The sequence below is a fragment of the Psychrobacter sp. GP33 genome, from assembly GCF_014119005.1.
Taxonomy (GTDB): domain Bacteria; phylum Pseudomonadota; class Gammaproteobacteria; order Pseudomonadales; family Moraxellaceae; genus Psychrobacter.
In genome coordinates this window covers 55125-78813 of sequence record NZ_JACGYX010000003.1, presented here as the reverse complement: position 1 = coordinate 78813, position 23689 = coordinate 55125, and the positions used below count along the sequence as shown (strand labels likewise).

The following is a 23689-nucleotide window of genomic DNA, read 5'->3' as shown; positions in this document are numbered from 1 at the left end:
ACGTTTTTTATAAGGCATATTTTTAGAACATATAGGTTTTAAAGACTGAGCTAACGCACTTATTATATTGTTATTAAAGATAAATCCAACCCTTGCGCTTGTCCAACTTTTGAAAGCCTTAACTCAACGTGACGACTGTTATTTGCAGCTTGGCTAATATCAATAAATAAAGTGGGTGGCGGCAAATAACTGTCCGCACGGCTTGCCCATTCGATAATAATCAGCACATTTGGCTCATCAAGATACTCATCAAAGCCAATAAAGGATAGTTCCTCAGGATCTTGTAAACGATATAAATCCACATGATAAACTGGCTTGACCGTACCGTCTTTCTGTTGAATCTGATACGGCTCAACCAACGTATACGTCGGACTTTTTACTGCGCCAATATGACCAAGCGCTTGCAACCAATAGCGTGTCAATGTGGTCTTGCCTGCACCCAAATCTCCTGCCAGCCACACACTACCTGATAACGGTAACGCCGCCAGTTGCTCGGCTAAACGCTGCGTATCTGCTTCTGAATATAGGGTAAACGTTTGCAAATATTCATTACCATTAGACATCAGGCAACTCCTGAATCACTTACAGATACTTGCATCTTCACTTCTGGATTCACAAAACGCTCACCACGAATCAGCTTGGCATACAGTTCTGGATCATGCCACTCGCTACTGACTTGTTCACTAAACTCAAAATCAGCAAGCTCAAGCTTACCCATTTGCTCATTAGCAACGTCATCGCTAAAGCATTGCGCATAACCGGTTGCAGTTTCGTGTGCGATTACCGAATAGACACTGACATCCGACTCACCATTTTTCATTTGGGTTTGCTTGAGAATTTCTTGTGACCAAAAGAATATGACTCGTGAGAATTGCTCAGCTGAAGGCGATACCGGCAAACTTATCCAGCGCGCGCTGAATTTTTTGCAAGCCGCGATATATTCAGGATCATCTTGATTCCAAAAACAAATCGCATGATCGAAGCTATCAATGATATCTTTAATCGATGATTTTAATAAGCCAAAATCATAGACCATTTGCCCATGGTCTAACCTCTGGGCTTCAAGAATCAACTCAATTTGATAGCTGTGACCATGAATAGAATGTTTGCAGCGCTCAGAGCTACAATTGCGGACAATATGAGCATTTTCAAATTTAAAAAGTTTACGGATACGCATAATAATAATTTAACCAAAACAGTGAGCGCCTGTATTTTTCACAGGTGCTACATGACAGTTTGCCGAGCGTGACGCCAAGCTTATGCGCTATTATAGCAAAACAGTTATAGCAAATCAGTCGCTATCCGTAAGTAAGTATTAACACTAGTATTTATTTGCTAAATGCTTGCTAAGTGTCTACTAAGCGATAGCTATCTATTGCACAGACTTAGGGCTATACTCATTTTACTAGATATTAATTGTTCACTTAAAAGGATAGTCTCATGGCAAAAAGTCAAGATAGTAAGAAAAATGTCAAAAAGAAACCGCTATTAACGGCAAAAGAGAAGAAAGCAGCTAAACAAGCGAAGAAAGACGATAGCGGCAGTATTTTAGGCAAGCATTAATCGTGATTGTATGACCATTAAATACTATTACTCGAATCACTATGCCAATTGAACCACATGGTTTGATTGGCATTTTTTAATGTTGATTTAACTTAACAAACTTTGAATGCATAAGTACTGAGACGCAAGTTTCAATAATCGAGCTTTCATAAATAAGATTCAATGCACAATCTAGGCACTATTATTAGATGCAGCTAGCTACTACGCGGCGCAAACATAATAATTGCCATGCCGCAAAGTGCCACGACTGAGCCTACAATGTCCCAAGTCGATGGGCGAATACCATCCACTGTCCATAACCACATAATCGCCATAAAAATATATACCCCGCCATAAGCGGCATATACCCTGCCCGTAGCCGTCGGATGTAGCGACAATAGCCATACAAAAGCCATTAAACTCAAAGCACCCGGTACCAGTAGCCAAATTGACTTGCCTTCTCGCAACCAAAGATACGGCAAATAGCAACCGGCTATCTCTGCCAGTGCTGTAACTGCAAAAAGTCCAACCGTCCTCAAGACAGGAAATTCAGGCAAAATCACCTACTCCTAAACAGTGATAAACCCTGTTAAATACTGTACTGCATGACCAGAAATGAATACTCTGTCACCCGCAACCACACAATCGAGCACCCCGCCACGAGCTGAGGCTTGATAAGCGACCAATTCATTTTTATGCAGACGTTCAGCCCACAGTGGCGCAAGTCCCGTATGCGCTGACCCTGTTACTGGATCTTCATCGCCACCATTTGCTGGCCAAAAATATCTGGAAATAAAATCGTAGTTATCCCTTTCTGACTGACAGGTAACCACCACATTAAACGGTGCAAGCTGTTTAAGTTTTTCGTTATCACGCACGATGGACAGCACATCAGCTTCAGACGGATAAATCACAAAATAAGCTTGCGAGTTGCGATACACTTCAACCGGAGCGATGGATAAGCCAGCTGACAAATTCTCAGGAATAACATCAACTTTTTCAGGCTTTTTATTGGGAAAATCCATTTGTATTTTGCCGTTGTCCGTTTGTACAATAGTTAATACGCCCACCGCTTTTGCTACCAACTTAATCAATGCCAAATCAGGATTCTTGCTAAATAAAACAAAAGCAGATGCTAATGTTGCATGACCGCAAAAATCAATCTCAGTCAGCGGTGAAAACCAGCGAATATGGTAAGTATCATTATTGATTGATTCATCATTGCTTGACTCATCCGCTACTAAAAATGCAGTTTCGGATAAATTATTTTCCATGGCTATCGACTGCATTAATTCATCGCTCAGCCAATTATCGGTTATGATAACTGCGGCAGAATTCCCTTTAAAAACGGTATCTGTAAACGCATCAATCACATTAATTTCGAGCTGCATATTATTTTCTCATTTCTAATAAGTTGTAAAGATAGAAGTATATAAATAGTTGGTATCGACTGGTTATTTATAGTCGTTATTTTATAGTAGTTATCAGATATTAGTCTTCACACCCAGCGTCTAACTCGTGCAAGATAGGCTCGATATTTATCACCAAACTTTTGTTTCATAACCCTTTCTTCAGGCAGAATTTGAAAACGAGTGATATAGCTGATAAAAACAGCAAGCAAAACCAACGTTAGAAGATGAGATAAGTATAACGCCCATGCCAACAAGATTAGAACCAATCCTACGTACATCGGATTACGGGTATATTGATAAATGCCACTGGTCACTAAATGAGTAGCATTCTCAAGCGTTTTCGGATTAACCGTCGTTTGGGCTTTTTTAAATTGAGTAACGCCCATAGCGGCAACGCTTAACCCAGTAATTCCAAGACCCACACTTAACCACTTTGAGCCAGTAACCGAAAATTTCAACATTGGCAGCGTTTTAGATACGCCATACATCGCAGTAGCAGTAATGATGACTTGCAATGGAGGAGGTATTTTAAGCTCTAAAGCATTCATAATATTCCCTTATAAAGACGTATCATTATTGAATCCTAAACTATACGCTACTTTGTGGTCGGTATTCGCTACAGCTCTGTCAGATTAGCAATAATAGCGTTAATTAGGCATCCTGTAACCACCCCTCTCGTACTGCCATTTGAATATTATCAAGCATCCACGCATGAATATCAGGAAAATCATTGGCAATAAAAGCATGAGCCTTTAATACTTGAGATCTCTTAATGCTCTGCTCACGCCACGTTTTACCTTCGCTCGATATATTGTGTAAAAAAGGCAACATTCTATCGACGACTTTGAGCAATTTGGTCTCTATGCTCGTGCCAGTTTCTTGCTCTTCCCATAGTATGGACAGTTCAGTAACCGCATTGCCTTTATGACTTTCCAAGCGTTTTACCCCGTCTCGCTCGGCGCTATGAGCGCTACTTCTGTCGCTAGCATATAAAAAGGTGTCACCAGCATCAATTTCACCTAAGTCATGGATGAGCGCCATTTTTAAGAGCTTTTCTTCAGAGACGTCAAGCTTAAAACTTCTCGATATCGTCCAGCACGCCATTGCTAAATGCCATGAGTGTTCAGCCGAATTTTCAAGGCGCGCGCCACCGTCTATATAAGTGCGTCGATTAATAAGCTTTAAGGCATCAAGCTCGAGAAAATACTCGGTAATTGCTGTTAATCCATTTGACAAGATAAACTCCTTAGATAGTTTTACGGTCATATAAAAGCGAAAAATGGCTTTAAGTCTATCTTATTCATTTTAATTAGAATTATAGACCTTTTACCTCAATAAACCATTTTGGCTGCATCGCATCAAAGTCCGTGCGGAGATTACAAGGTAAATAACTGGCTGAATCTAAGACCACAGACTGACCATTAATACGCTTAAATACCACCCAATGCCAATAGTTTATACCATTGATACAATGAGGTTTAATAGCGAGTAAAGCGGTGTCAGGCAGTTTATACCAAGAGTCAAACGGCGTTTCCTCTGACGATATGCTAACGCCCGTGTTTGTTAATAATTTTCTGACGTATTCCGTATCTGACCACAGCGATTTATCATCGGCATAAATACCCATAGAATTAGCAATCAATTTCATCTGCTGATAGCTTTTTCCTAAAATATTAGCAACAGAGGCGATACCGCAGCCAGTGGCTTCTTCTTGAATGACTGGTGGTAGCATTAAAAAAGTTCCTATTATAAGAAATAAGACGAAATATATGGTTTAACTTATTTCTTAAATCATTGGTATTTCTTAGCAAAAAACTTACTTATGCTTGCAACTGCGCTTGAACCATATCCGCTACAGTTTTATCGTTTTGCTTTGTACTGGCAGACAATCCATCAATAACGCCTACTTGGTTTACTAATGGTTGGTTTTGACTTAACTTCCATTGTCCCGTAATAGAGGTCACCGCTATCTCAATACCAACAATAGCAGGTAACATCTTGTCAATATAAGGCGCGGGCGCATCAGATATCGCCCATGGATTATCCAGTCCGAACTCATGCTCATCGGTTAGATTTTCTAGCGCTTGATATATCCATGCAGCATCATTAATAAAGGAGATGCTGCCTTTGACATGCACGGCAACGTAATTCCACGTGGGAACGGCTTTACCCGTTTGCTGTTTGGTTGGATAATGATTTGGCGAGATATAACAATTAGGACCGTTAAAAACAACCAGCACTTCTGAGGACTTAGCTACAGATTGCCAAAGGCAATTCACTTTAGCAATGTGCGCATGCAGGTATAGCTTATCTTCTTGCCATGACAGAGATATCGGCAGATGATTTGCCTCCATGCCTGATGTGGAATGAGTGATAAGCGTTGCAAAAGGATACTCGCGCATCAATTCTAAAAGCTCCGTATCGTTTTCTTGCTTAAACTGCTTTGGAATGTGCATTACTCTTCCTTGAAAATTCACGCTAAAAATAAAAGGTATGTCCATAAAGTAGCCAACTTGTTCAGCTGGTTATTTTAGTGATAGCTGTAGCCACAATTCGCCATCAAGTCTAATTGAAACTATGGCAAAGTGATATCTGTCTCTCAATATTTTGGTAGCATTCTACTAATTAACTATTATTAAATAATATCGCTGTATCAAGCCATCCAGTTGCTTAGCGCTCAACATGGCCCTACAATGTGGGCGCTGTCATTATCAGCAGGGTTAAAGTAATGGTTAAAGTAACGTTTGGCACAAAAAAAAGGGAAGCCATGAAGCAAATTTTGATGTTGTTATTCGTCGTTCTGGGCGGCATGGCGCTGGCATTAGAGGCGGCATTTTTAGGACCGTTGGGCGAGAACATTGGCCGCTTATCAGCGTCTTTATCCATCTTCCTGATTGGGGTTATCGTATTTAGTGTGGCAATGGTCGGGCTAAAACTCGCAGGCAAACGCAACTATTTAGCCATATTACCCAAGCAGCCACGCTGGCTATTAACAGGTGGTCTGGTCGGTTTTATATATACCATTGTGCTCACTATCACCACACCATTAGTTGGTGTTGGCACAACGATGGTTGGGATTTTATGTGGACAAATTACCGCCAGTCTTGCCATTGACCATTTTGGGATTTTGGGCAGTGAACGCCGCGCCATTGATATTTATCGAGTGTTTGCATTGGTGCTGATTATGATTGCTCTTTGGCTCATTTATTAAAAATAATGATGAAAAAAATACGTTGTTAAGGAACATCCCATGCTATTAACCTTTGCCTTCCCTTTGTTATTGATGGGCGGTATGGCAATTGCCGCGCAGTCCTCCATCAATGGTACACTCAGCGTCCGTACCGATGTAGTGACAACGGCATGGCTTGCCAACGTTGTCGCAGCGTTAATTTTATGGGTATTGGTGATTTTCTTTGAACCGCCACAAGCAGCGACGATGTTTAGTGTACCGACTTGGCAATTATCAGGCGCGCTGTTTGGTACGTTTTCTATGGTAGCTATCGTAATTGGCGTGCCGCGTATTGGTACGGCGGCAACCATTGTGGCGGTCATCGCTGGACAAATTATCATGGGGCTGTTGGTCGATCATTTTGGCTGGTTTGGCAATACGCAACTGAGACTGGATGAAAAACGCATGGCGGCTATCGCTCTACTCGCTGGCGCGTTGTATTTGATTTATTTGAGTAATGTAAGGAGCAAGGTAAATATTTAAGGTGACGAAAATCACACCTTAGCTTTCACTAAACTACCTTCATATAATGCTGATCGAATGCTTTTTGAATATTTGGATTATAAAATGTTTTCTTCCCACCGTTTATATTTTTGGGATTTAAAAACCTTTCATAAGCATATCGCTTATCTTCTTCCAATTCTTTACGGATTTCATGATACTTAGCGTTCATCTTAAAGTCAGAATATCGCTTTGCTAAGCGTGTGTTTAGAACTTCATAATCCCAAGGATACTTATCTGTCATATCTTCTTCAGATAACATAATAGCCGTAGCCCCTATGTCATTAGTAACATGAACTGGTAATCCGGAAGTACTTTTAACTTTTTGAAATTTAACATCAATTCTTAATGTCAAATTATAGTCACCAATCTCGTCATTATCATATGCTTTTTCAGATTTATTTATATAATCTAAAACCTTTTTTTCATTTGCGTTTAAAGCTACTCCAGGGGCATCGTCAAAATTTCTAAAGAACGATAAAGGCATAAGGTAAAAATTATATTTAGTTAAAATATCACCAAACCATGTAGATACTAAGTGAAGATAGTTTTGAAGCGAAGCACTTCCTAATTCTTGTACCTTCATTGAAAGAAGAAGGTCATCGTTAACGAAATGGATTGAGTTATCTCTAATCTCAGTTAATGCAATAAGGTTGTCATTTACAATTTTTTCAATTCTTACTCCATATTCTTCAGTAATAATTCTATACGCCTCAAACAGACTAATAGACATCTGGTTACCAGATCTATTTCGCTTAGGAGTTAGGAAATTAGATTTCTTACCAGTCTTGAGTACTTTATATTCCATAATATAAAGTGACGCCAACTTATTACTAGATAAATTAAGAACTTTAGCTTTTAGTAGAAGCTCCCATGAATTAATACATAAAATGGCAAACGTTTCTTCACGATACTTAAAATCTGGCTTATTATATATCTCTATGGCTGAAAGCATGGCAGCAATTGATTTATCTAACATTAATCTAGACCTAGACTTCATAAACCACCTTTTTAAAGATTAAAGTAAATCTACTATATTTAAAATAAATACATTTATGAACTACATTAGCTAAGATTAAATGCGTAATTCAATTAATAGTTCCGACTATAGCAGGGTTGTGCTGTATAGCAAATAGCAGAATTATCTTCCCGCCATCTGCCCAATCGTATCACTTCTTACCCAATACCAATATCGCTTAACCTAACCCTTCATCTATATCCATAGGCGTCGTCAAAAACGTCAAATAAGCCTCATATTGCTCAAGCACATCATCAATAACTTGCTGCTTGGTTAATCCGGTCAAATCATAACCGCCCGAACCCGTTTGCGTGGTCACTTCTAGACGATAATACACATCAGTATCCGTAGCCATTTTACCGCTAAAGGTAGGTGCCGGGGTTTCAACCATTGATACTTGATAATAAAAATCATCCGTCGCGCTGGTCGACAAGCGTAACAATGGTCCTGTTGGCGCTAGCATGCCATTTGAGTCAATGGTCGCTGCATTGCTATCATGATCCGCATTGATACGCTCGACATCATAACCCTGACGGCGAAACTCATTGGCAACATCATCAAGCGCTGGGCGCACGATACGCTCAAGAAAGCGTACAGACTCGCGCTTGGACGGATAAGTAAGCATACGCCCCAACCGCTGTGTCCATGAACGCTCCGGTATATGACCGCCACTTGGCGCGATAGACGGACGGCGCAGCACCTTACCCTCACGCTCAGCACGCTCAATGCGTAACGCTTTATAGAAAGAGAACATCACCAGATACGCAATAATCGTCACTGGCAAAGCGAAAATAAGCGTTGCATATTCCATGGTAATGACGCCACCTGCCAGCAACATTGAAATGGTCAATACTGCCGTTAGTACTGCCCAAAAGATACGTAACCACTTTGGACCGTCTTTTGAAGGATCAGGAATGGACGCAGAAAAATTCGACATTACCATCGCGCCAGAGTTCGCACTAGTAATATAAAATAATAATCCTGAAAACGTTGCTAAGGCAATTAAGAAAGTCGCACCAGGGAATGTTTCTAACAACGCATACCAGCCACGCTCAGGGCTTTGTACGGCAAGCTCAGCAAAGGCGGTATTGCCTTGTAAGACTTCATAAAGTGCTGAATTACCAAAGAAAGAGACAATAATAAAATCACATAAGACTGGAACCGTAATCGCAGCAATCACAAACTCACGTAACGTCCGACCGCGAGAAATACGCGCCAGGAATACCCCAACAAAGGGTCCCCACGCCAGCCAAAACGCCCAAAAGAACAGCGTCCAACCGCCCATCCACTCACTACTACCGGGCACATAAGCAAAGGTTTTAAACATACGCGCTGGTAAAGTAACGAAGAATTGTCCTAAATTTTCCACTAACGCATTTAACAAAAATGCTGTTTGTCCAGCGATGAGAATATACGCCATCATCGCCACCGCACTCCACAAATTCAGCTCGGATATCCAGCGGATACCGCGATCAACGCCTGAAGTCGTCGCGGCAATGGTCAGCATAACCGCACCAACGACTAAGGCAATCTGTAGCGTGATGCCTTCTTCAAAACCAAACAATTTAGAGAATCCGACGTTCAGCAGCACCACGCCGATTCCCATTGTCGTCGCCACACCAAACACGGTGCCAACCAAAGCCACAATACTGATACCATGACCCACTGGACCGCTGACGCGTTTACCGAGCAGTGGATAAAGTGCCGCACGAATGGACAATGGCATATCCCAGCGATAGGCAAAATAGCCCATAGCCATACCAAGCAGCGCATACACCGCCCAACCAGCGATACCATAATGGAACATCGTCCATACTACGGCATCTTGTAGCGCGGCCGCATTGGCACCTTCACCCGTTGGCGGCGTAAGATACTGCACGACCGGACCTGTGACCGAGAAGAATAACAAATCAATCCCGACCCCTGCCGCAAATAGCATTGCCACCCACGTTCCCAGCTTATATTGCGGGCGCGAGTCATCTGGACCCAAGCGAATATCACCTTCTTTTGAAAATGCGACCCATACCACAAAGCCAATAATCAAAGTCATGGTAATCACGTAATACCAACCAAGATTCGTTGCAATCCAGTCAACGATATGTCCCATCGTCATATGCGCATTATCTGGCATGACAATTGCCCAAATCGAGAACGCTACAATCACCAATGATGAGATGATGAGCACGCTCCAATTAATATGAGCCGTACTGTTTTTGGATAGCTCTTGCGCTGCTTTTTTTAGGTCACTTTTTGAGATGGGAACATCATCATCAAGATGATTTTTGGGTTGGCGCTGTGAGCCACCAAACTGACTACGCTCAAAGGGCGTTTTTGTCTTTTCGGTCTGCGTAGTCGTTTGATTAAGATTATTTTGATTAATATTGTTTTGATCGTCACCGTCTTGATTAGAAGTATTTGGCTGATTTGACTGGTTTGAATGAGACACTTCAGATAATTTGTCGTCTGATGGGTCAATTGTCATGGTGGTATTCCTTGCATTTAATTAGCGTACACGCCATTAAATAGTTTTTTTAAGAAGGTAAATAACGCATTTAATAGCGTCATAAAGAATAAATAGCGTTGTAAAAAACGTATAGCAACAGAAAAGGCATCGCGAGCTTATTGCTACGAATGAACAGGTACACTTATCAACGATTATTTTGCTAAGGTCAGTGATTGACCTGTTTTTTATAGGAACTATTTTTATCGAAGCTATTTTTTATTGAAACTATTTGAAAAGATAGCTGGTTATAAAGTTGATGACCGTAGAAGCATTTGTAACGATGCATAAGTAAGATGACGAGATAACTGCAGCATACTAACGTTATTTGATACTTAATATTGAATATTTAAGGCAGCATGTCTTGCGGAATGCAATCGGTGATAGTAATATTTTTAATGCACTGTTGCCAATCTGCCACGCTAGGATGCGGAAGATGATCCAGAACATTTAACTTGCCTTTATAATTCGCTTGGAATTTTTTGACAAAATTGGTTGCCACAAAACCACAAGGCACAATAATAAGATTATTCTCTTTTGGTGCTTCTATTGATACTTTCGTTGATGTGGCATTAATAACAGCCATTAAGCGTTTAGCAAATTCACTGAATAGCTCACATTCTGGCGCAGATGGTTTGATATAGTCTGCATCAATACCTTTACCCAATTGTGTTCTCATTGCCATCAATTTATCGACAAGCACCGCTTTCTCTTCTGCCATGCTGCACGGATAGAATTCTTTATTCATCGGTAATGAAGAGCAATTCATAATGCCTAAAAATGGATAGTGCTGCGTTTTAATATTACAACCGATGGGCAAATCGTCGTTAAAGCAATTGGCATAGCCTTGAGCGGTAAAAAATTTCGTCAGCTCGGCAGCAGCATTTCCGGCAGCCGGATGTCTGTGGATATACTCATTGATATGTGGTGATTCTAATACCAATAACACATTAAGCTGGGTAATATCTTCGATTAAATCAAAGAGTTGATAGCGCTCTAGCGGTGAATTTGTGGTCAAAATAGCTGTCCTTTATAGCACTTTGTATACACTAGGATAAATAAGCGCAAGCCTAATTGCAAATTTACGCGTGCTAGTAATAAAAAAACACCGCATCAAGTCGAAACTTAATACGGTGTTTTTAGGTGTATCTTATTATTTAAATATAACAATCGTCATATTTAAATAATCAACTAGATGTCAAATTCAAGTGCTCTATCACCATCGGCATCTTTAATACGCGTTGGTAAACCAATTTTATTCAGCAAATTGATGAATGGCTTGGCATCAAGCTCTTCAACGTTGACCATTTTGCCTGCATCCCACTCGCCCGTAGCGATAAGCATGGCAGCAGCAACTGGTGGAACACCTGCGGTATAAGAGATACCTTGGCTGCCCATAGCTTCATAAGCTTCTTTATGGTCAGAGATATTGTAAATAAATACCTCGCTATCAACACCGTCTTTTTTACCTTTTACTACATCGCCAATACAGGTTTTGCCGGTATAGTTCGGTGCTAATGAGCTTGGGTCAGGAAGCACAGCTTTGACAACTTTTAGCGGAATAACTTCTAAGCCTTCAGCGGTAACTACTGGTTGCTCAGATAACAAACCTAAGCTTTGTAATACAGTAAAGACATTGATGTAATGCTCGCCAAAGCCCATCCAAAAACGGATATTTGGCACATCTAAGTTGGCAGATAACGAATGAATCTCATCATGACCACTTAAGTAGCTGTTTTGCACGCCAACAACTGGTAAGTCATCAGTACGTTTGACTTCAAACATTTTATTTGACTGCCACTTGCTGTTTTGCCAAGAGTAAACCGTACCGGTAAATTCACGAAAGTTAATCTCAGGATCGAAGTTGGTCGCGAAGTATTTACCATGGCTGCCGGCATTGATATCGATAATATCAATATCAGTCACTGAGCCTTTATCCATCATGTCATAGCCAAGACGCGCATAAGCGTTGACCATTCCGGGATCGAAGCCTGCGCCTAAAATGGCAGTGATATTATTATCGGCACAACGCTGTTTACGCTGCCACTCATAATTGTTGTACCATGGCGGCGTCTCACAAATCTTACGAGGATCTTCATGAATCGCAGTATCAATATACGCCACGCCTGTTTCGATACATGCTTCTAACACGCTCATATTTAAGAAAGGTGAGCCCACATTGATGACAATTTGAATGCCCGTTTCTTTGATTAAGGCAATCACTGCTGGAATATCTAGCGCATCAAGTTCATGCGTGTGTAAGGTTGCAGGCTGCTTAAAGCTACCTTTTTCGACAACGCTTTCGGCGATAGCATCACACTTGTCTTTGGTACGTGAAGCGATATGAAGTTCGCCAAGCACATCATTATTCATCGCACATTTATGCGCGACAACTTGTGCCACGCCGCCTGCACCGATGATAAGTACGTTTTTTTTAGCTTTTTTGGTATGTTGAGTGGATGTCAAGGCAACAATCCTCCTTTGTGTCCCTGTCAGTGCCATTAATAATGACGATGCAAAACAGAAACGAGTGAATGATATGCGTGAATTAAAAAGGAAGACCGAGGAAAACCCACGCACCCAATGGACAACTATAGCTACTTTTGCCCGCGCCAATTATAACAATGTTTAACGCCTTTTCGGCAATAATTAATCATAAAATAACCATGCTACTTAACTGCACCAAATAATCATGCTTATTTATAATGTCAATTAGGGCTAGAGTGGCAGACAGCTTACGATAAGCTTGCTTTATATTCTTGATAATCAAACTCGCGCTGAATATCAACCGTTCCATCAAGGCGACGAATGACAATTGCAGGCATATTAACACCATTAAACCAGTTCTTTTTAACCATGGTATAACCGGCTGCATTACCAAAAGTGACCGTATCGCCCACTTTTAAGGTATTTGGTAAACTATATTCACCAAAGATATCACCAGCTAAACAAGAGCGACCGTAGATAATAGTGTTTTCTGCTGATGGGTTGTTAGTTAATTCCTCACTATCCCTATCTACCATGTCTTTATTTAATGCGGTATCCAAGGGTGCAATAGTAACAGTTTCATCATTGACAGCCGTTATCAGCGCGGACTCACGATAAATCAGTAAATCGAGCATATGCGCTTCAATAGAAGAGTCGACCACGACTAGATTTTTTTCATTGTGCATGGTATCTAACACGGTAGTGACCAACGTACCAGCGCCATGAATGCTCGCTTCACCTGGCTCAAGATAGACTTGTACGCCATATTTTTTACTAAACGCTTTTAAGCGTTCGGCTAACTTTTCTAATGGATAATCAGGGGCAATAAAGTGAATACCACCGCCTAAGCTGACCCACTCGAGCTGCTGTAAGATATCGCCAAAGCGCGCTTCAATATTCGCCAAGCTTTCGCTAAACGCTTCAAAGCTGTCATTTTCACAGTTGTTATGAATCATCACACCCGTAATATCATCCAATACTGCAGCAATACGGGTTTTGTCATGCTCGCCCAAGCGACTAAACGGACGTGCAGGATCTGCAATAATAAAGGAGGAATTGCTAGTTTTTGGATTAAGACGTAAGCCGACTGGAATATTTTGCGCCTGTGCTTGGTCTTTAAAAGCACTCAGCTGCGAGAACGAGTTAAAAATAATTTTATCGGCATACTTTAATACTTCTGGTATCTCATCAGCGCTATACGCCACGCTATATGCATGCGTTTCTTTCTTTTCTAACTTATCCGCTGCATTATCATTATTACCAAAAGTCTCGAAGCCTAGTCTAACCTCATTAAGTGAAGAGGACGTCGTGCCATGCAAATAAGGCGCCATTGCATCAAAGACACCCCACGTCGCAAAACACTTTAGCGCGAGTAACGCCTTGGCACCCGACAATTCGCACAAGCGCGCGATAATCTGCATATTAGCAACAATCGCAGTTTCATCAAGAAAGTAATAAGGGGTTGGTACATTGATAGATTGTGCAGTGAGCGATACATTCATAATAGATAACCTAGTAGCATTTGATAACGGTGGCGAATAGCGCTTGATAATGATTAATAGCCATATTTTCGCTATAGTAGACTAAACCCATGATAATTAGAATAGTTTATGATGCTCTCAACAAATAATTCAATACCTCAATCTCAACCTAATTTAACCCTGCTCAATGCTGATTCTCGTGCTGTACTAGAATTTTGGTTTGAAAAAGATAATGAGCCATACTGGTTTATAGCCGATGATAATTTTGATAAGCAAATTGACGACAAGTTTGGCACGGTTTGGCAAGCCGCCATACAAGGTGAATGCGCATATTGGCGACGCAATGAACAACAAGCCAATAGCAAGTTAGCAACTGATACAGATAATTTCCATACAGCTAATCTCGATAAAGATAATTTAATGCTCAATCTTGCTGGACGTTTGGCGGAGATTATCGTACTGGATCAATTTTCACGTAATTTATGTCGCGGGCAAGCCGATGCCTTTGCCCAAGATAAAATGGCACTGGTATTGGCACAAGAAGCCATTGTTCAGCCAGACTTTGATACCTTACCAATGCCGTGGCGTAAGTTTATGATTATGCCGTTTATGCATTCTGAATCTGCAGTTATTCATGAGAAATATTTGCCTTTATTTAAGCAGTTAAACGATCCGTCAACCCTTGATTTTGCCTACACACATCAAGCGATCATTGAAAAATTTGGACGTTATCCGCATCGCAATGCGGCGCTTAATCGCGTCTCTACAGCGGCAGAGCTTGCCTTGTTACAGCAGCCTAATTCATCGTTTTAGTTATTTTTTATTTTTAGGCATTTAGTAATTTACATTACCGGTTTTAAAGGTAAATTGTTTTTTCTCCAGTTTTTTGCCGTCTACTAACACAGTAAAGCTGACTTTATACTCGCTATGACCATAGAGCCCACAGTTTAAGCCTTTACGTGCACCCACTTCGCAGCTTTTATGATTATCCGTAATTGGTAAAATAAAGGCTTCATTCTCTTTGAGTTCATGATTAGTGCCTTTATGCGGATCATTACGATAATCAAGCAGCTCAACCTTAACTTTGGCAGTACGCTGTATGTCGTAGAGACGAATATTCCTGACGATAATATGTTGAGCGGACGGTATATTGATATAGACGGGCTGTCCGATAGGCGCTGTTCTTAAATCGCGCTTGGTACGTGCCACGGGGTTTGGAGATTCGTCATATAGAGCGGTATGCGTACCGATGGTATTATCGCAAGGATAGGTGAAAATTCCTTGAACCGTATCATGATGCGTATTATAGGTGGGTGAGGAAATATTGACAAAAATATACCCTTTGCTTTTATCTGCCACTTTGCCGTGAGGGCTATAAGCTACAGCACTTGATCCGGTGTGACTTAGGGTTGGTAGCATGAGCGATCTTAGGTGATAGGGCGCGCTTAATAGCGATTTTACTAATGTTTGCGCGACATAATCAGGCGATGCTACTTTACCTATTGAATTAAAAAGTACCGTATGAGAAATGTTTTCAACCGCACCATAAAACCGGTTAGAGTATTGCGCATTAGCCAGACGGTCTGTAATGGTAACGCCACTAAAATAGGGATTATTCTGCCCTGTCCACTGTTTAATAGCAGCGATTTCATGTTCATTATGAGCATTAAAAGCGGTTGGTGTGACATTAGCAAAGATATACTGCATGTATTGCGCGTGTTGGGTAGCGATTTTGGTCAGCTCCGTGTCTACTGTGACCGCACCCAACCCACAGTTTTGACGGGCACTGCTAATTAGTATGGAACCAACAGCTGCTGCTTGGCTGTGGTTTTCATTGGTAATATTATTTGCTTTTATTTCTGTCTCACCAACTTGTGACACGATATCTGGTTCAATAATATTTTTAGATTTAGTTGGCTGATGTGGCTTAAATATTGTTGATACGGATGATAATTTTTTGGTTTCTCCTTTATACAGAACCCCACAAGTCGTCAAAAATGGAATCGATAGCATGACTGTCGTAATGCTCTTGGTTAATGTATTCAAGGTTATTGCCTATTCTAGATTAAAAGTATTAATACCTAGGCTATTTTTATATTTATGAAGGAAAATTATTCAGCATCTCATAATTAACCAATCAATTGCTACTGAGCTTCCAATGCCCGCCGTACAGGCGCAAAACTACGGCGATGCTCAGGTAAAACGCCATAATCATCGACGGCTTGCATATGCGCCTTGGTTGGATAGCCTTTATGTTGAGCAATTCCGTATTGTGGATATTGAGAGTCCAGCTCATACATGGTTTGGTCACGGCTGACTTTTGCCAAGATGCTGGCGGCAGCAATACTGGTATGACGTGCATCCCCTTTCACCCACGCTTGGCAGTCAATGGCTGACTTTTCGATACCCATTTTTACAAGCATTGAGTAATCCAGTTCGGGACAGCGATTGCCATCAAATAATAGTTCGGCTTGTATTTTATCAAGTGTATTACTTGAGATTTCCTGTAGATAATTTGCTATGGCAATCAATAATTCTTCTGTACATAAGCGCATACCAAGCATAGTCGCTCGCAAAATATTGATCTGATCTATCACCGCCGCTGGAATATCGGCGATAAGGTATCCTATAGCATGTTGCTGGACTAACGGATAAAGGATATCGCGCTTTTTTTCACTGAGTTGCTTGGAGTCGGTTAAAATAGACAACTCTGTATCTTGTAGCGGTTTATTTTCTATCAAATCTGACCATGCATTAGGCAATATAGCCGCAGCCACATTAACACTACCCAGCAAAGGACCACGCCCTGCTTCATCGACACCAATTTGTAATGGCTCATCTTGCTTAAGCTGATATTCTGCCAATAATTTATCGGTATTTAGCTGCCCAGTTAACATGATAGGCGCAGCTAGGTTGATATATTGACCTTTAATCTCAATGTGTTCAATAGTTATTGAAATAGGTAGAATATGATTATCTAAAATAATTATCTTAGTCATAATTTTATTATCTTTTTTATGTGCTAAAGATTAGCGAGAATTTTGCGCATACCATTGTTCAATCACGCTACTGGCAGGATTATGGTTGCTTTGCTGCTGCAAGATTTGCTTGGTGCGCCTAAGGGCTTGTAATTGCTCCTTATAAGCGCGTGGCTGCAATAATTTTGTCACCGTACGGCAAATACTAGCGCCACTCGCTTGCTCTTGAATCAGCTCTATCACGATAGGCGCATCGGCTAAAATATTAGGCAACGCAACATAAGGTACTTTTACCAAGCGTTTAGCAATTTGATAGGTTAACTCATTCAGCTGATAAATCACTACCATTGGTCGTTCAAGCAGCATGGCTTCAAGAGTGGCGGTGCCAGATGCCAGCATTACGATATCTGATGCTGCCATGGCTTGTTGGCTAAAGTTCGGCTGGCTTTCATCATAGACAACAACAATGGCAGCCTGCAAGAGTTCTGAGCGCTGATCAATCACCTCTTGTACAATATACTGATGGTTTTTATCAACCGTTGGAATAATAAAACAAAGCTTGGAATCTAACGCTAATAACTTTTCAATACCGTCCAACATCAGAGGTAATATCGCCTGAATCTCACCACGCCTTGACCCTGGCATCACACAAATCAGCTGACTAACCGCATTAAAACGCTCAACAAAAAATTGCTGTAAGCCGTCATTATGCCAAACCATTTCGCTACGCAACTGATGCGTTGGCGTATCAACCAAAGTCTGATTCATAGTATGCAACAAAGGATGACCTACACAAATGGCGGGATGGTGGTGGCGCTCATATACTGGCAGTTCAAATGGGAATAGGCATAGCACGAGGTCAGTTGCCGCCTTGATACCATGAATACGGGACTCACGCCACGCCCAAATGGACGGGCTAACATACTGCACGCAAAACACGCCTTGCGGCTTCAGCTTCTTAGCAACACGCAAATTAAAATCAGGGGCATCAATACCCACAAACCAATTAATCTGTGCGGTTGCAAAAGCAGCGAGCAGCTCACGGCGCGCTTTTAGTAAGTCTGGCAACTGCGATAACACTTCAACCAAACCCATTACGGCTAAACGTGACAATGGGAAAATACTGTGCAGACCTTGCGCCTGCATCTTAGCACCACCAACGCCCACCCAGACAATGTCACTGCGCAAATTATTCATCTGCTGCATAAAGTCAGCACCCAAGCTATCGCCCGACACTTCACCGGCGACAATACCAATGATAAGTGGCTTAGATTTGGTTGGTATAGATTTGGACATTGCTTCTGGCGTATGTGCCAACGCCTGATGTGACGCTTGAGTATCCGCATTCGCGGTGATGACAATCATGAACCATTCTCAATAATAAGCAAACAACAGATGCATTTTTAAGCGTATAAACACCTTTAAGCACCCACGTAACCGGCAAGTATAACAAAATATTGGTTTTGACATTCCAGTTATCAGTCAATTAACTCAGTGACTGCCCTTGTCAACGCATTGTTTTCAACGCATAATGAATATTCCTATAAATTAGCTAGACGACATATAACTATGACTACACCAGCTACTCATAACGCAGATATTGATGACGTGAATATTGCACAATTCATCCCTTTAATTACTCCAGCTGAGCTAAAAGCTGAGCTACCGCTTACAGAATCGGCTTATAACACTGTTTTAAAGGGTCGCCATACTATCCAAGATATCTTGGACGGTAAAGACAAGCGTCTGTTCGTGGTTATCGGTCCTTGCTCTATTCATGATATTAAAGCGGCTCATGAATATGCAGATCGCTTAGCCATATTGGCAAAAGAAATTGAAGATACTATTTTTGTGGTGATGCGGGTTTATTTTGAAAAACCACGTACCACGGTCGGCTGGAAAGGCATGATTAATGACCCCGATATGAATGACAGCTTTGATATCGAAAAAGGTCTGCGTACTGCTCGTAAACTGCTGATTGACTTAAATGAAAAAGGTCTGCCGTGTGCGACCGAAGCCCTTGACCCAAATACACCGCAGTACATGCAAGATTTAATCAGCTGGTCAGCCATTGGCGCGCGTACTACCGAGAGCCAAACGCACCGAGAAATGAGCTCAGGTTTATCGTGCCCAGTAGGCTTTAAAAATGGTACCGATGGCGGTATGACCGTTGCCGTTAACGCCATGCAAGCGGTAAAAGCCGGTCACAGCTTCTTAGGTCTGTCCTCAGATGGCAAAGTATGTATCATCAAATCAAAAGGGAATCCTTACGCGCACGTCGTATTACGTGGTGGTAATGGCAAACCTAACTATGATGAAACTGCCGTTGCCCAAGTTGAGAATGAATTAGCCAAAGGTAAAACTAGCAGCAAAATCATGATTGACTCAAGCCATGCCAACTCTGGTAAAGACCCGTACTTGCAGCCTATGGTTATCCAAAACGTTGCTGAGCAAATCAAAAACGGTAATAAATCTATTATCGGCATGATGATAGAAAGTCATCTCAAAGGCGGCAATCAGAACTTAACGGCTGATTTGAGCGCTTTAGAATATGGCGTATCAATCACAGATGGCTGCTTAGATTGGGATAGCACCGTCACCGCGCTTTATAACTTACGTGATACTGTAAAAGACGTTTTGCCTAATCGCTAATTGTTAGTTCTATGAACTATTCATTTTATTAAAAATGTAAAATCAAAAAGCCCATCTATATAAGATGGGCTTTTTATTGCTGAAACCACTAAAAGAACTTGAATCTTAATATAGATTAATTATTAGCTGCCCCTAAAACGGTATCCAAGCTTTCAAGAACATGCTTTGAGGTGGCAGTTTGCTGTAATTCAAGCAGCTGCTCATGCGCCATGTGACGACGTGGTTCAACCAAGGTATACCAACGTGCCAACACTTGTAGCAGGCGTGAGGCGAGCACCGGATTGGCCTCATCCATCTTTTTAATCACGCTCATATAGATATCTAGCCCTTCAGGCGTCCACAATACTGTTGGCTGCGAGGTAAAGGCGCTAATTACTGCGCGTACTCGATTTGGGGTATGCCAATCAAAATCAGCATGTTCCAGTAAGGATTGAATAGTATCCGTATTTACATGCTCTGCAGATGCTTGCACACTAAACCACAAATCAATCACCAAATCATCGGCTTGAAAACGCTGGTAGAAATCAGTTAAGTAATCCTGATATCCTACCACTTGATGATTCACCATGGCTTTTAACGCACCAAAACGCTCAGTCATACAACTGGCATTATCGTATTGCTGCTTTGCCCAATCGGCAGCTTCTGCAACTTTTGCGGTCAATGACATATCAAGCACGACATTACGTAGCGCCCGCGCGCCAAGCGCTTCAGGACTGTCAGAATAGGCTTGCAACGGCGATTGTTGATACAGCACCGCCCACTGTTCTTTTAGCGATTCAGCAACCTGTTGGTATAACTCCTCTCTCTGCTTTTTAATCAGCACTGGGTCATAACTTTGCGCTATAGCCGTTGCCAGTTCTTGCTGCGATGGTATATCTAATAAGCGCGCGGCAAGCATCGCATCTTCAGCTGCTAGTTTAGGCAACGTATCCACCAACGCTTTCAAATACACTTTAGCATCATTGTTTTGTAGCAAAATACGATTGACCAGCATTTGCGTTACTTGCCAGCGGTTAAAGCCATTGGTTTCATGAGTCAATAAAAAGGCTAAGTCTTCATCTTGATAATCATAATTGAGCTGAACGGGCGCACTAAAATCTCGCAGCAATGACACCACAGGCTCACTCGTTACATTGTCAAAGCTAAAGACTTGCGTTGCTTGATCAAGCAGTAACATTCGCTCAGCAATGATATTGCCAGAATCTTTATCAAAAAGTGCCGTTGCAACTGGGATTGGTAATGGTTTTGGAGCATCAAACCCTGGCACATGACGCGTCTGCTGGCTCAAAATAATGGTTAAGGTTTGCGTCTCAGAATTATACTCTTGATGACCTGATACCATCGGTGTACCCGGCTGACGATACCAATCAATAAAATCTGTAATCTTACTATCAGTAATACTTAATGCCGATAAAAAATCTTCCACCGTCACCGCTTGCCCATCATAACGACGGAAATATTCATCTGTACCCTTACGGAAATTTTCTGCCCCTAAGGTATTAGCAAGCATGCGCACGATTTCTGCGCCCTTTTCATACACCGTCGTGGTATAAAAATTATTAATCTCAACAAAACTCTCAGGACGTACCGGATGCGCAAGCGGTCCTGCATCTTCGTTAAACTGATAGGCGCGCAAAGTTGCGACATCATCAATGCGCTGAACCGCACTAGACTGCTGATCGGCAGAAAAGGACTGGTCACGATAAACGGTAAAGCCTTCTTTTAAGCACAATTGGAACCAATCACGGCAGGTAATGCGATTGCCCGTCCAGTTATGAAAATACTCATGAGCAATTACTGCTTTGACATTAAAGCTGCGCGCATCGGTCGTGGTTTCCGGACTTGATAACACACAAGCGGTATTAAAAATATTCAGCCCTTTATTTTCCATCGCCCCCATATTAAATTGACTCACGGCAACAATCATATAACGGTCTAAATCATAAGCGCGCCCATAATTAACCTCATCCCAGACCATTGAATCTTTCAACGCTTGCATGCCCACATGACATTTTTCAATATCACTAGATTTAGCATACAGCTCAAGCGTCACATCGCGACCCTCACTAGTGGTATGAGAATCAGTCAACACATCTAAATCGGCAATCACGCAGGCAAACAGATAGCTTGGTTTATTGGTTGGGTCATGCCAGATCGCATAATGGCGCTCTGGTGCGTCCGCCACTCCGCCTTGCTCAACCAAGTTGCCATTGCCTAATAATGTTGGATAACGCTTATCGGCTTCAATACGGGTGGTAAATATCGCCAGCACATCTGGGCGATCGGGATAAAAAGTAATTTTGCGAAAGCCCTCAGGCTCACACTGGGTAACAAACATCGTCTCACTACCACTGCCGGCAATATATAAGCCTTCAAGGGCAGTATTGGTCTGTGGGCAAATCTTAACAGATAATTCTAATGTCACTTTATCAGGTGCATTTGCAATTATCAATGCACCAGCATTTTGCTGATACTCTTCGGACGCAAGCGCTTTACCATTCATTGAAAGACTAAGCAGCTCTAGCTCTTCACCGAACAACACCAAATCGCCAGCCGTTTCTCGTACCATATGCAACGTACTATCAACCTGCGCATAGTCATCAAACAGCTTAATATCTAAATCAACCGTTTCGACATCAAAACTTGGCGGCTGATAGTCTTTTAAATTAATTTTTTGATTGGTTTCATGAGGCAGATGTGATGGCGCATCAGGTATTTCAGGATTAATAATTTGAGCATCTTGTTCAGCGATAGACATCGTTATTCCTATTTTTGAGTAGTGGCAAATATCGTATAGCGGATTATATTTATAAAAGCATTATAATAAAGTTAAAATACACCTGAATGACTGGTCATATTACCTTTTATTATATACCTCTAAGATTTAATAGCCTTATGATTACATTGGTTCAGGCTAGAACATTTCAAGGCCAAATAAGTTAAGCTAAAATGCAGTCGAACCGCAAGAAGAATGGCAATAAAAAATTATAGGTGACTGGCTAGACTACGAACTTATGTACCCTATTGCAAAGTACATATTGAATTAATGGGCAAAATTTGACATGATTTACAGTAATGCTATTTACATAACGTAACATACCTTCTACTATAAGCAGCAATTGCCTAGGTTTTATTATAAGCAGTTTTAAAATAACAAATTTGATTAAAAATTTAGGAGCTCACTATGTTTACCAGCCTTACTTTATCTAATACGCCATCAAAAATGCGTTTCGCTAAAATCGCTGCGCTTGCCGTACTTTCTACGACTGTAGCACTTACCACAGGTTGTGCCACCAAACGCGCTACATCTGAAGTTGTGGTTGCCCCACTAGGTATTCCTGGTGGTCAAGTTGGTTATACAGGCGGTATTGATATTAATAACTCTGCGGCTGTTATTTCTGCTGCTAATAACTTACAAGCCGTGGTTTATTTTGATTTTGACAGCAGTGACATTACTTCGCAATCTGCCAGCGTATTAAGCCAACATGCAAGTTTACTTAGCGCAAATCCTGGCGCTGGTGTATTAATTGCTGGTCATACCGATGAACGCGGTAGCCGTGAATACAATATGGCACTTGGCGAACGTCGTGCTCAATCTGTCAGTAGCTATCTTACCGCGCAAGGTGCTGCATCTAATAACATCCAAGTGATTAGCTATGGCGAAGAGCGTCCTGCTGCTACAGGTGCTGACGAATCTGCCTATTCTCAAAACCGCCGTGCAGAATTGTCATACTAATGTTTATTTAGCTTAGCTAAGAGCAGTTATGTTCAAGCTAACTAACTTATAATAATAGTATAGAATAAAAAGAGCCTAGCAATTTACTTTTGTTAGGCTCTTTTTATGATAAAACATTAGACAAAATATCATGGAAAATATAAACTTTTTTTT

General features: G+C 41.4%; 23 protein-coding genes. 6 read left to right on the top strand and 17 right to left on the bottom strand.

All coding sequences use genetic code 11. The features are described from left to right. Window positions 1–62 precede the first annotated feature (62 nt). Complete coding sequence (gene tsaE / locus H2245_RS05125; protein WP_182406322.1) at window positions 63–563, bottom strand: tRNA (adenosine(37)-N6)-threonylcarbamoyltransferase complex ATPase subunit type 1 TsaE; 501 nt, start codon at window positions 561–563, stop codon at window positions 63–65. After that, window positions 563–1177 (bottom strand): 6-carboxytetrahydropterin synthase, encoded by a 615-nt coding sequence (locus tag H2245_RS05120; RefSeq protein ID WP_182406321.1) that lies wholly within the window; start codon window positions 1175–1177, stop codon window positions 563–565. Before H2245_RS05120 ends, tsaE begins: the two co-directional genes overlap by 1 nt. A 263-nt stretch (window positions 1178–1440) precedes the next feature. On the opposite strand from H2245_RS05120, the gene H2245_RS12070 reads away from it, so the two are divergent. After that, window positions 1441–1563 (top strand): hypothetical protein, encoded by a 123-nt coding sequence (locus H2245_RS12070; RefSeq protein ID WP_259365089.1) that lies wholly within the window; start codon window positions 1441–1443, stop codon window positions 1561–1563. Window positions 1564–1757: 194 nt separating this feature from the next. Here H2245_RS12070 and H2245_RS05115 read toward each other — a convergent pair whose 3' ends face one another. The 6 genes from H2245_RS05115 to H2245_RS05090 form a co-directional block, all read right to left on the bottom strand. Next, window positions 1758–2099, bottom strand: a complete 342-nt coding sequence (locus H2245_RS05115; protein ID WP_220464381.1) for a YnfA family protein — start codon at window positions 2097–2099, stop codon at window positions 1758–1760. 12 nt (window positions 2100–2111) lie between these two features. Continuing rightward, window positions 2112–2933: a PhzF family phenazine biosynthesis protein gene (locus tag H2245_RS05110; protein ID WP_182406320.1), complete on the bottom strand. Its 822-nt coding sequence runs from the start codon at window positions 2931–2933 to the stop codon at window positions 2112–2114. Between the two features lie 107 nt (window positions 2934–3040). Continuing rightward, the gene (locus H2245_RS05105) at window positions 3041–3502 is read right to left on the bottom strand and encodes an isoprenylcysteine carboxylmethyltransferase family protein (RefSeq protein WP_182406319.1); all 462 of its coding nucleotides are present in this window, start codon (window positions 3500–3502) and stop codon (window positions 3041–3043) included. Between the two features lie 103 nt (window positions 3503–3605). Continuing rightward, window positions 3606–4190, bottom strand: a complete 585-nt coding sequence (locus tag H2245_RS05100; RefSeq protein WP_259365088.1) for an HD family hydrolase — start codon at window positions 4188–4190, stop codon at window positions 3606–3608. 79 nt (window positions 4191–4269) lie between these two features. Beyond that, window positions 4270–4686 carry a hypothetical protein gene (locus H2245_RS05095; RefSeq protein ID WP_182406317.1) on the bottom strand — a complete coding sequence of 139 codons (417 nt, stop codon included), beginning with the start codon at window positions 4684–4686 and terminating at the stop codon, window positions 4270–4272. Between the two features lie 88 nt (window positions 4687–4774). Further along, entirely contained in the window at window positions 4775–5410 is a 636-nt protein-coding gene (locus tag H2245_RS05090; protein ID WP_182406316.1) for an FMN-binding negative transcriptional regulator, read from the bottom strand. 311 nt (window positions 5411–5721) lie between these two features. Between H2245_RS05090 and H2245_RS05085 the strand changes: the two genes are divergently transcribed. Together H2245_RS05085 and H2245_RS05080 are read left to right on the top strand one after the other, a co-directional pair. After that, the gene (locus H2245_RS05085) at window positions 5722–6165 is read left to right on the top strand and encodes a DMT family transporter (RefSeq protein WP_182406315.1); all 444 of its coding nucleotides are present in this window, start codon (window positions 5722–5724) and stop codon (window positions 6163–6165) included. Between the two features lie 39 nt (window positions 6166–6204). Further along, entirely contained in the window at window positions 6205–6666 is a 462-nt protein-coding gene (locus H2245_RS05080; RefSeq protein ID WP_182406314.1) for a DMT family transporter, read from the top strand. Between the two features lie 28 nt (window positions 6667–6694). Here H2245_RS05080 and H2245_RS05075 read toward each other — a convergent pair whose 3' ends face one another. The 5 genes from H2245_RS05075 to H2245_RS05055 form a co-directional block, all read right to left on the bottom strand. After that, entirely contained in the window at window positions 6695–7663 is a 969-nt protein-coding gene (locus H2245_RS05075; protein WP_220464380.1) for a DUF3644 domain-containing protein, read from the bottom strand. A 217-nt stretch (window positions 7664–7880) separates the two neighbouring features. Beyond that, window positions 7881–10184 carry a choline BCCT transporter BetT gene (betT, locus tag H2245_RS05070; RefSeq protein WP_182406312.1) on the bottom strand — a complete coding sequence of 768 codons (2304 nt, stop codon included), beginning with the start codon at window positions 10182–10184 and terminating at the stop codon, window positions 7881–7883. Window positions 10185–10551: 367 nt separating this feature from the next. After that, window positions 10552–11220 (bottom strand): hypothetical protein, encoded by a 669-nt coding sequence (locus H2245_RS05065; protein ID WP_182406311.1) that lies wholly within the window; start codon window positions 11218–11220, stop codon window positions 10552–10554. 173 nt (window positions 11221–11393) lie between these two features. Next, window positions 11394–12668 carry a saccharopine dehydrogenase family protein gene (locus tag H2245_RS05060; RefSeq protein WP_182406310.1) on the bottom strand — a complete coding sequence of 425 codons (1275 nt, stop codon included), beginning with the start codon at window positions 12666–12668 and terminating at the stop codon, window positions 11394–11396. Window positions 12669–12937: 269 nt separating this feature from the next. After that, a complete protein-coding gene (locus H2245_RS05055; RefSeq protein ID WP_182406309.1) occupies window positions 12938–14191 on the bottom strand; it encodes a carboxynorspermidine decarboxylase in 1254 nt (417 codons plus the stop codon). Window positions 14192–14299: 108 nt separating this feature from the next. On the opposite strand from H2245_RS05055, the gene H2245_RS05050 reads away from it, so the two are divergent. Continuing rightward, window positions 14300–14983 (top strand): DUF924 family protein, encoded by a 684-nt coding sequence (locus H2245_RS05050; RefSeq protein ID WP_182406308.1) that lies wholly within the window; start codon window positions 14300–14302, stop codon window positions 14981–14983. Window positions 14984–15004: 21 nt separating this feature from the next. On the opposite strand, the gene H2245_RS05045 is transcribed toward H2245_RS05050, so the two are convergent. The 3 genes from H2245_RS05045 to lpxB all read right to left on the bottom strand — a co-directional run bounded on the left by H2245_RS05045 (window position 15005) and on the right by lpxB (window position 18444). Beyond that, window positions 15005–16216, bottom strand: coding sequence for a CAP domain-containing protein (locus tag H2245_RS05045; protein ID WP_259365087.1), 1212 nt, complete (start codon window positions 16214–16216; stop codon window positions 15005–15007). Between the two features lie 98 nt (window positions 16217–16314). Continuing rightward, window positions 16315–17169 (bottom strand): ribonuclease HII, encoded by an 855-nt coding sequence (locus H2245_RS05040; protein WP_182406307.1) that lies wholly within the window; start codon window positions 17167–17169, stop codon window positions 16315–16317. A 30-nt stretch (window positions 17170–17199) separates the two neighbouring features. Next, window positions 17200–18444, bottom strand: a complete 1245-nt coding sequence (gene lpxB / locus H2245_RS05035) for a lipid-A-disaccharide synthase (protein WP_182406558.1) — start codon at window positions 18442–18444, stop codon at window positions 17200–17202. Between the two features lie 273 nt (window positions 18445–18717). Here lpxB and H2245_RS05030 point away from each other — a divergent pair, with 273 nt between their 5' ends. Continuing rightward, window positions 18718–19800: a 3-deoxy-7-phosphoheptulonate synthase gene (locus H2245_RS05030; protein WP_182406306.1), complete on the top strand. Its 1083-nt coding sequence runs from the start codon at window positions 18718–18720 to the stop codon at window positions 19798–19800. 115 nt (window positions 19801–19915) lie between these two features. Here the strand turns inward: H2245_RS05030 and pepN are convergent, their stop codons facing one another. Continuing rightward, window positions 19916–22558: an aminopeptidase N gene (gene pepN / locus H2245_RS05025; protein ID WP_182406305.1), complete on the bottom strand. Its 2643-nt coding sequence runs from the start codon at window positions 22556–22558 to the stop codon at window positions 19916–19918. 465 nt (window positions 22559–23023) lie between these two features. Between pepN and pal the strand changes: the two genes are divergently transcribed. Next, the gene (gene pal / locus H2245_RS05020) at window positions 23024–23536 is read left to right on the top strand and encodes a peptidoglycan-associated lipoprotein Pal (RefSeq protein WP_182406557.1); all 513 of its coding nucleotides are present in this window, start codon (window positions 23024–23026) and stop codon (window positions 23534–23536) included. The last annotated feature ends 153 nt before the right edge of the window (window positions 23537–23689 follow it).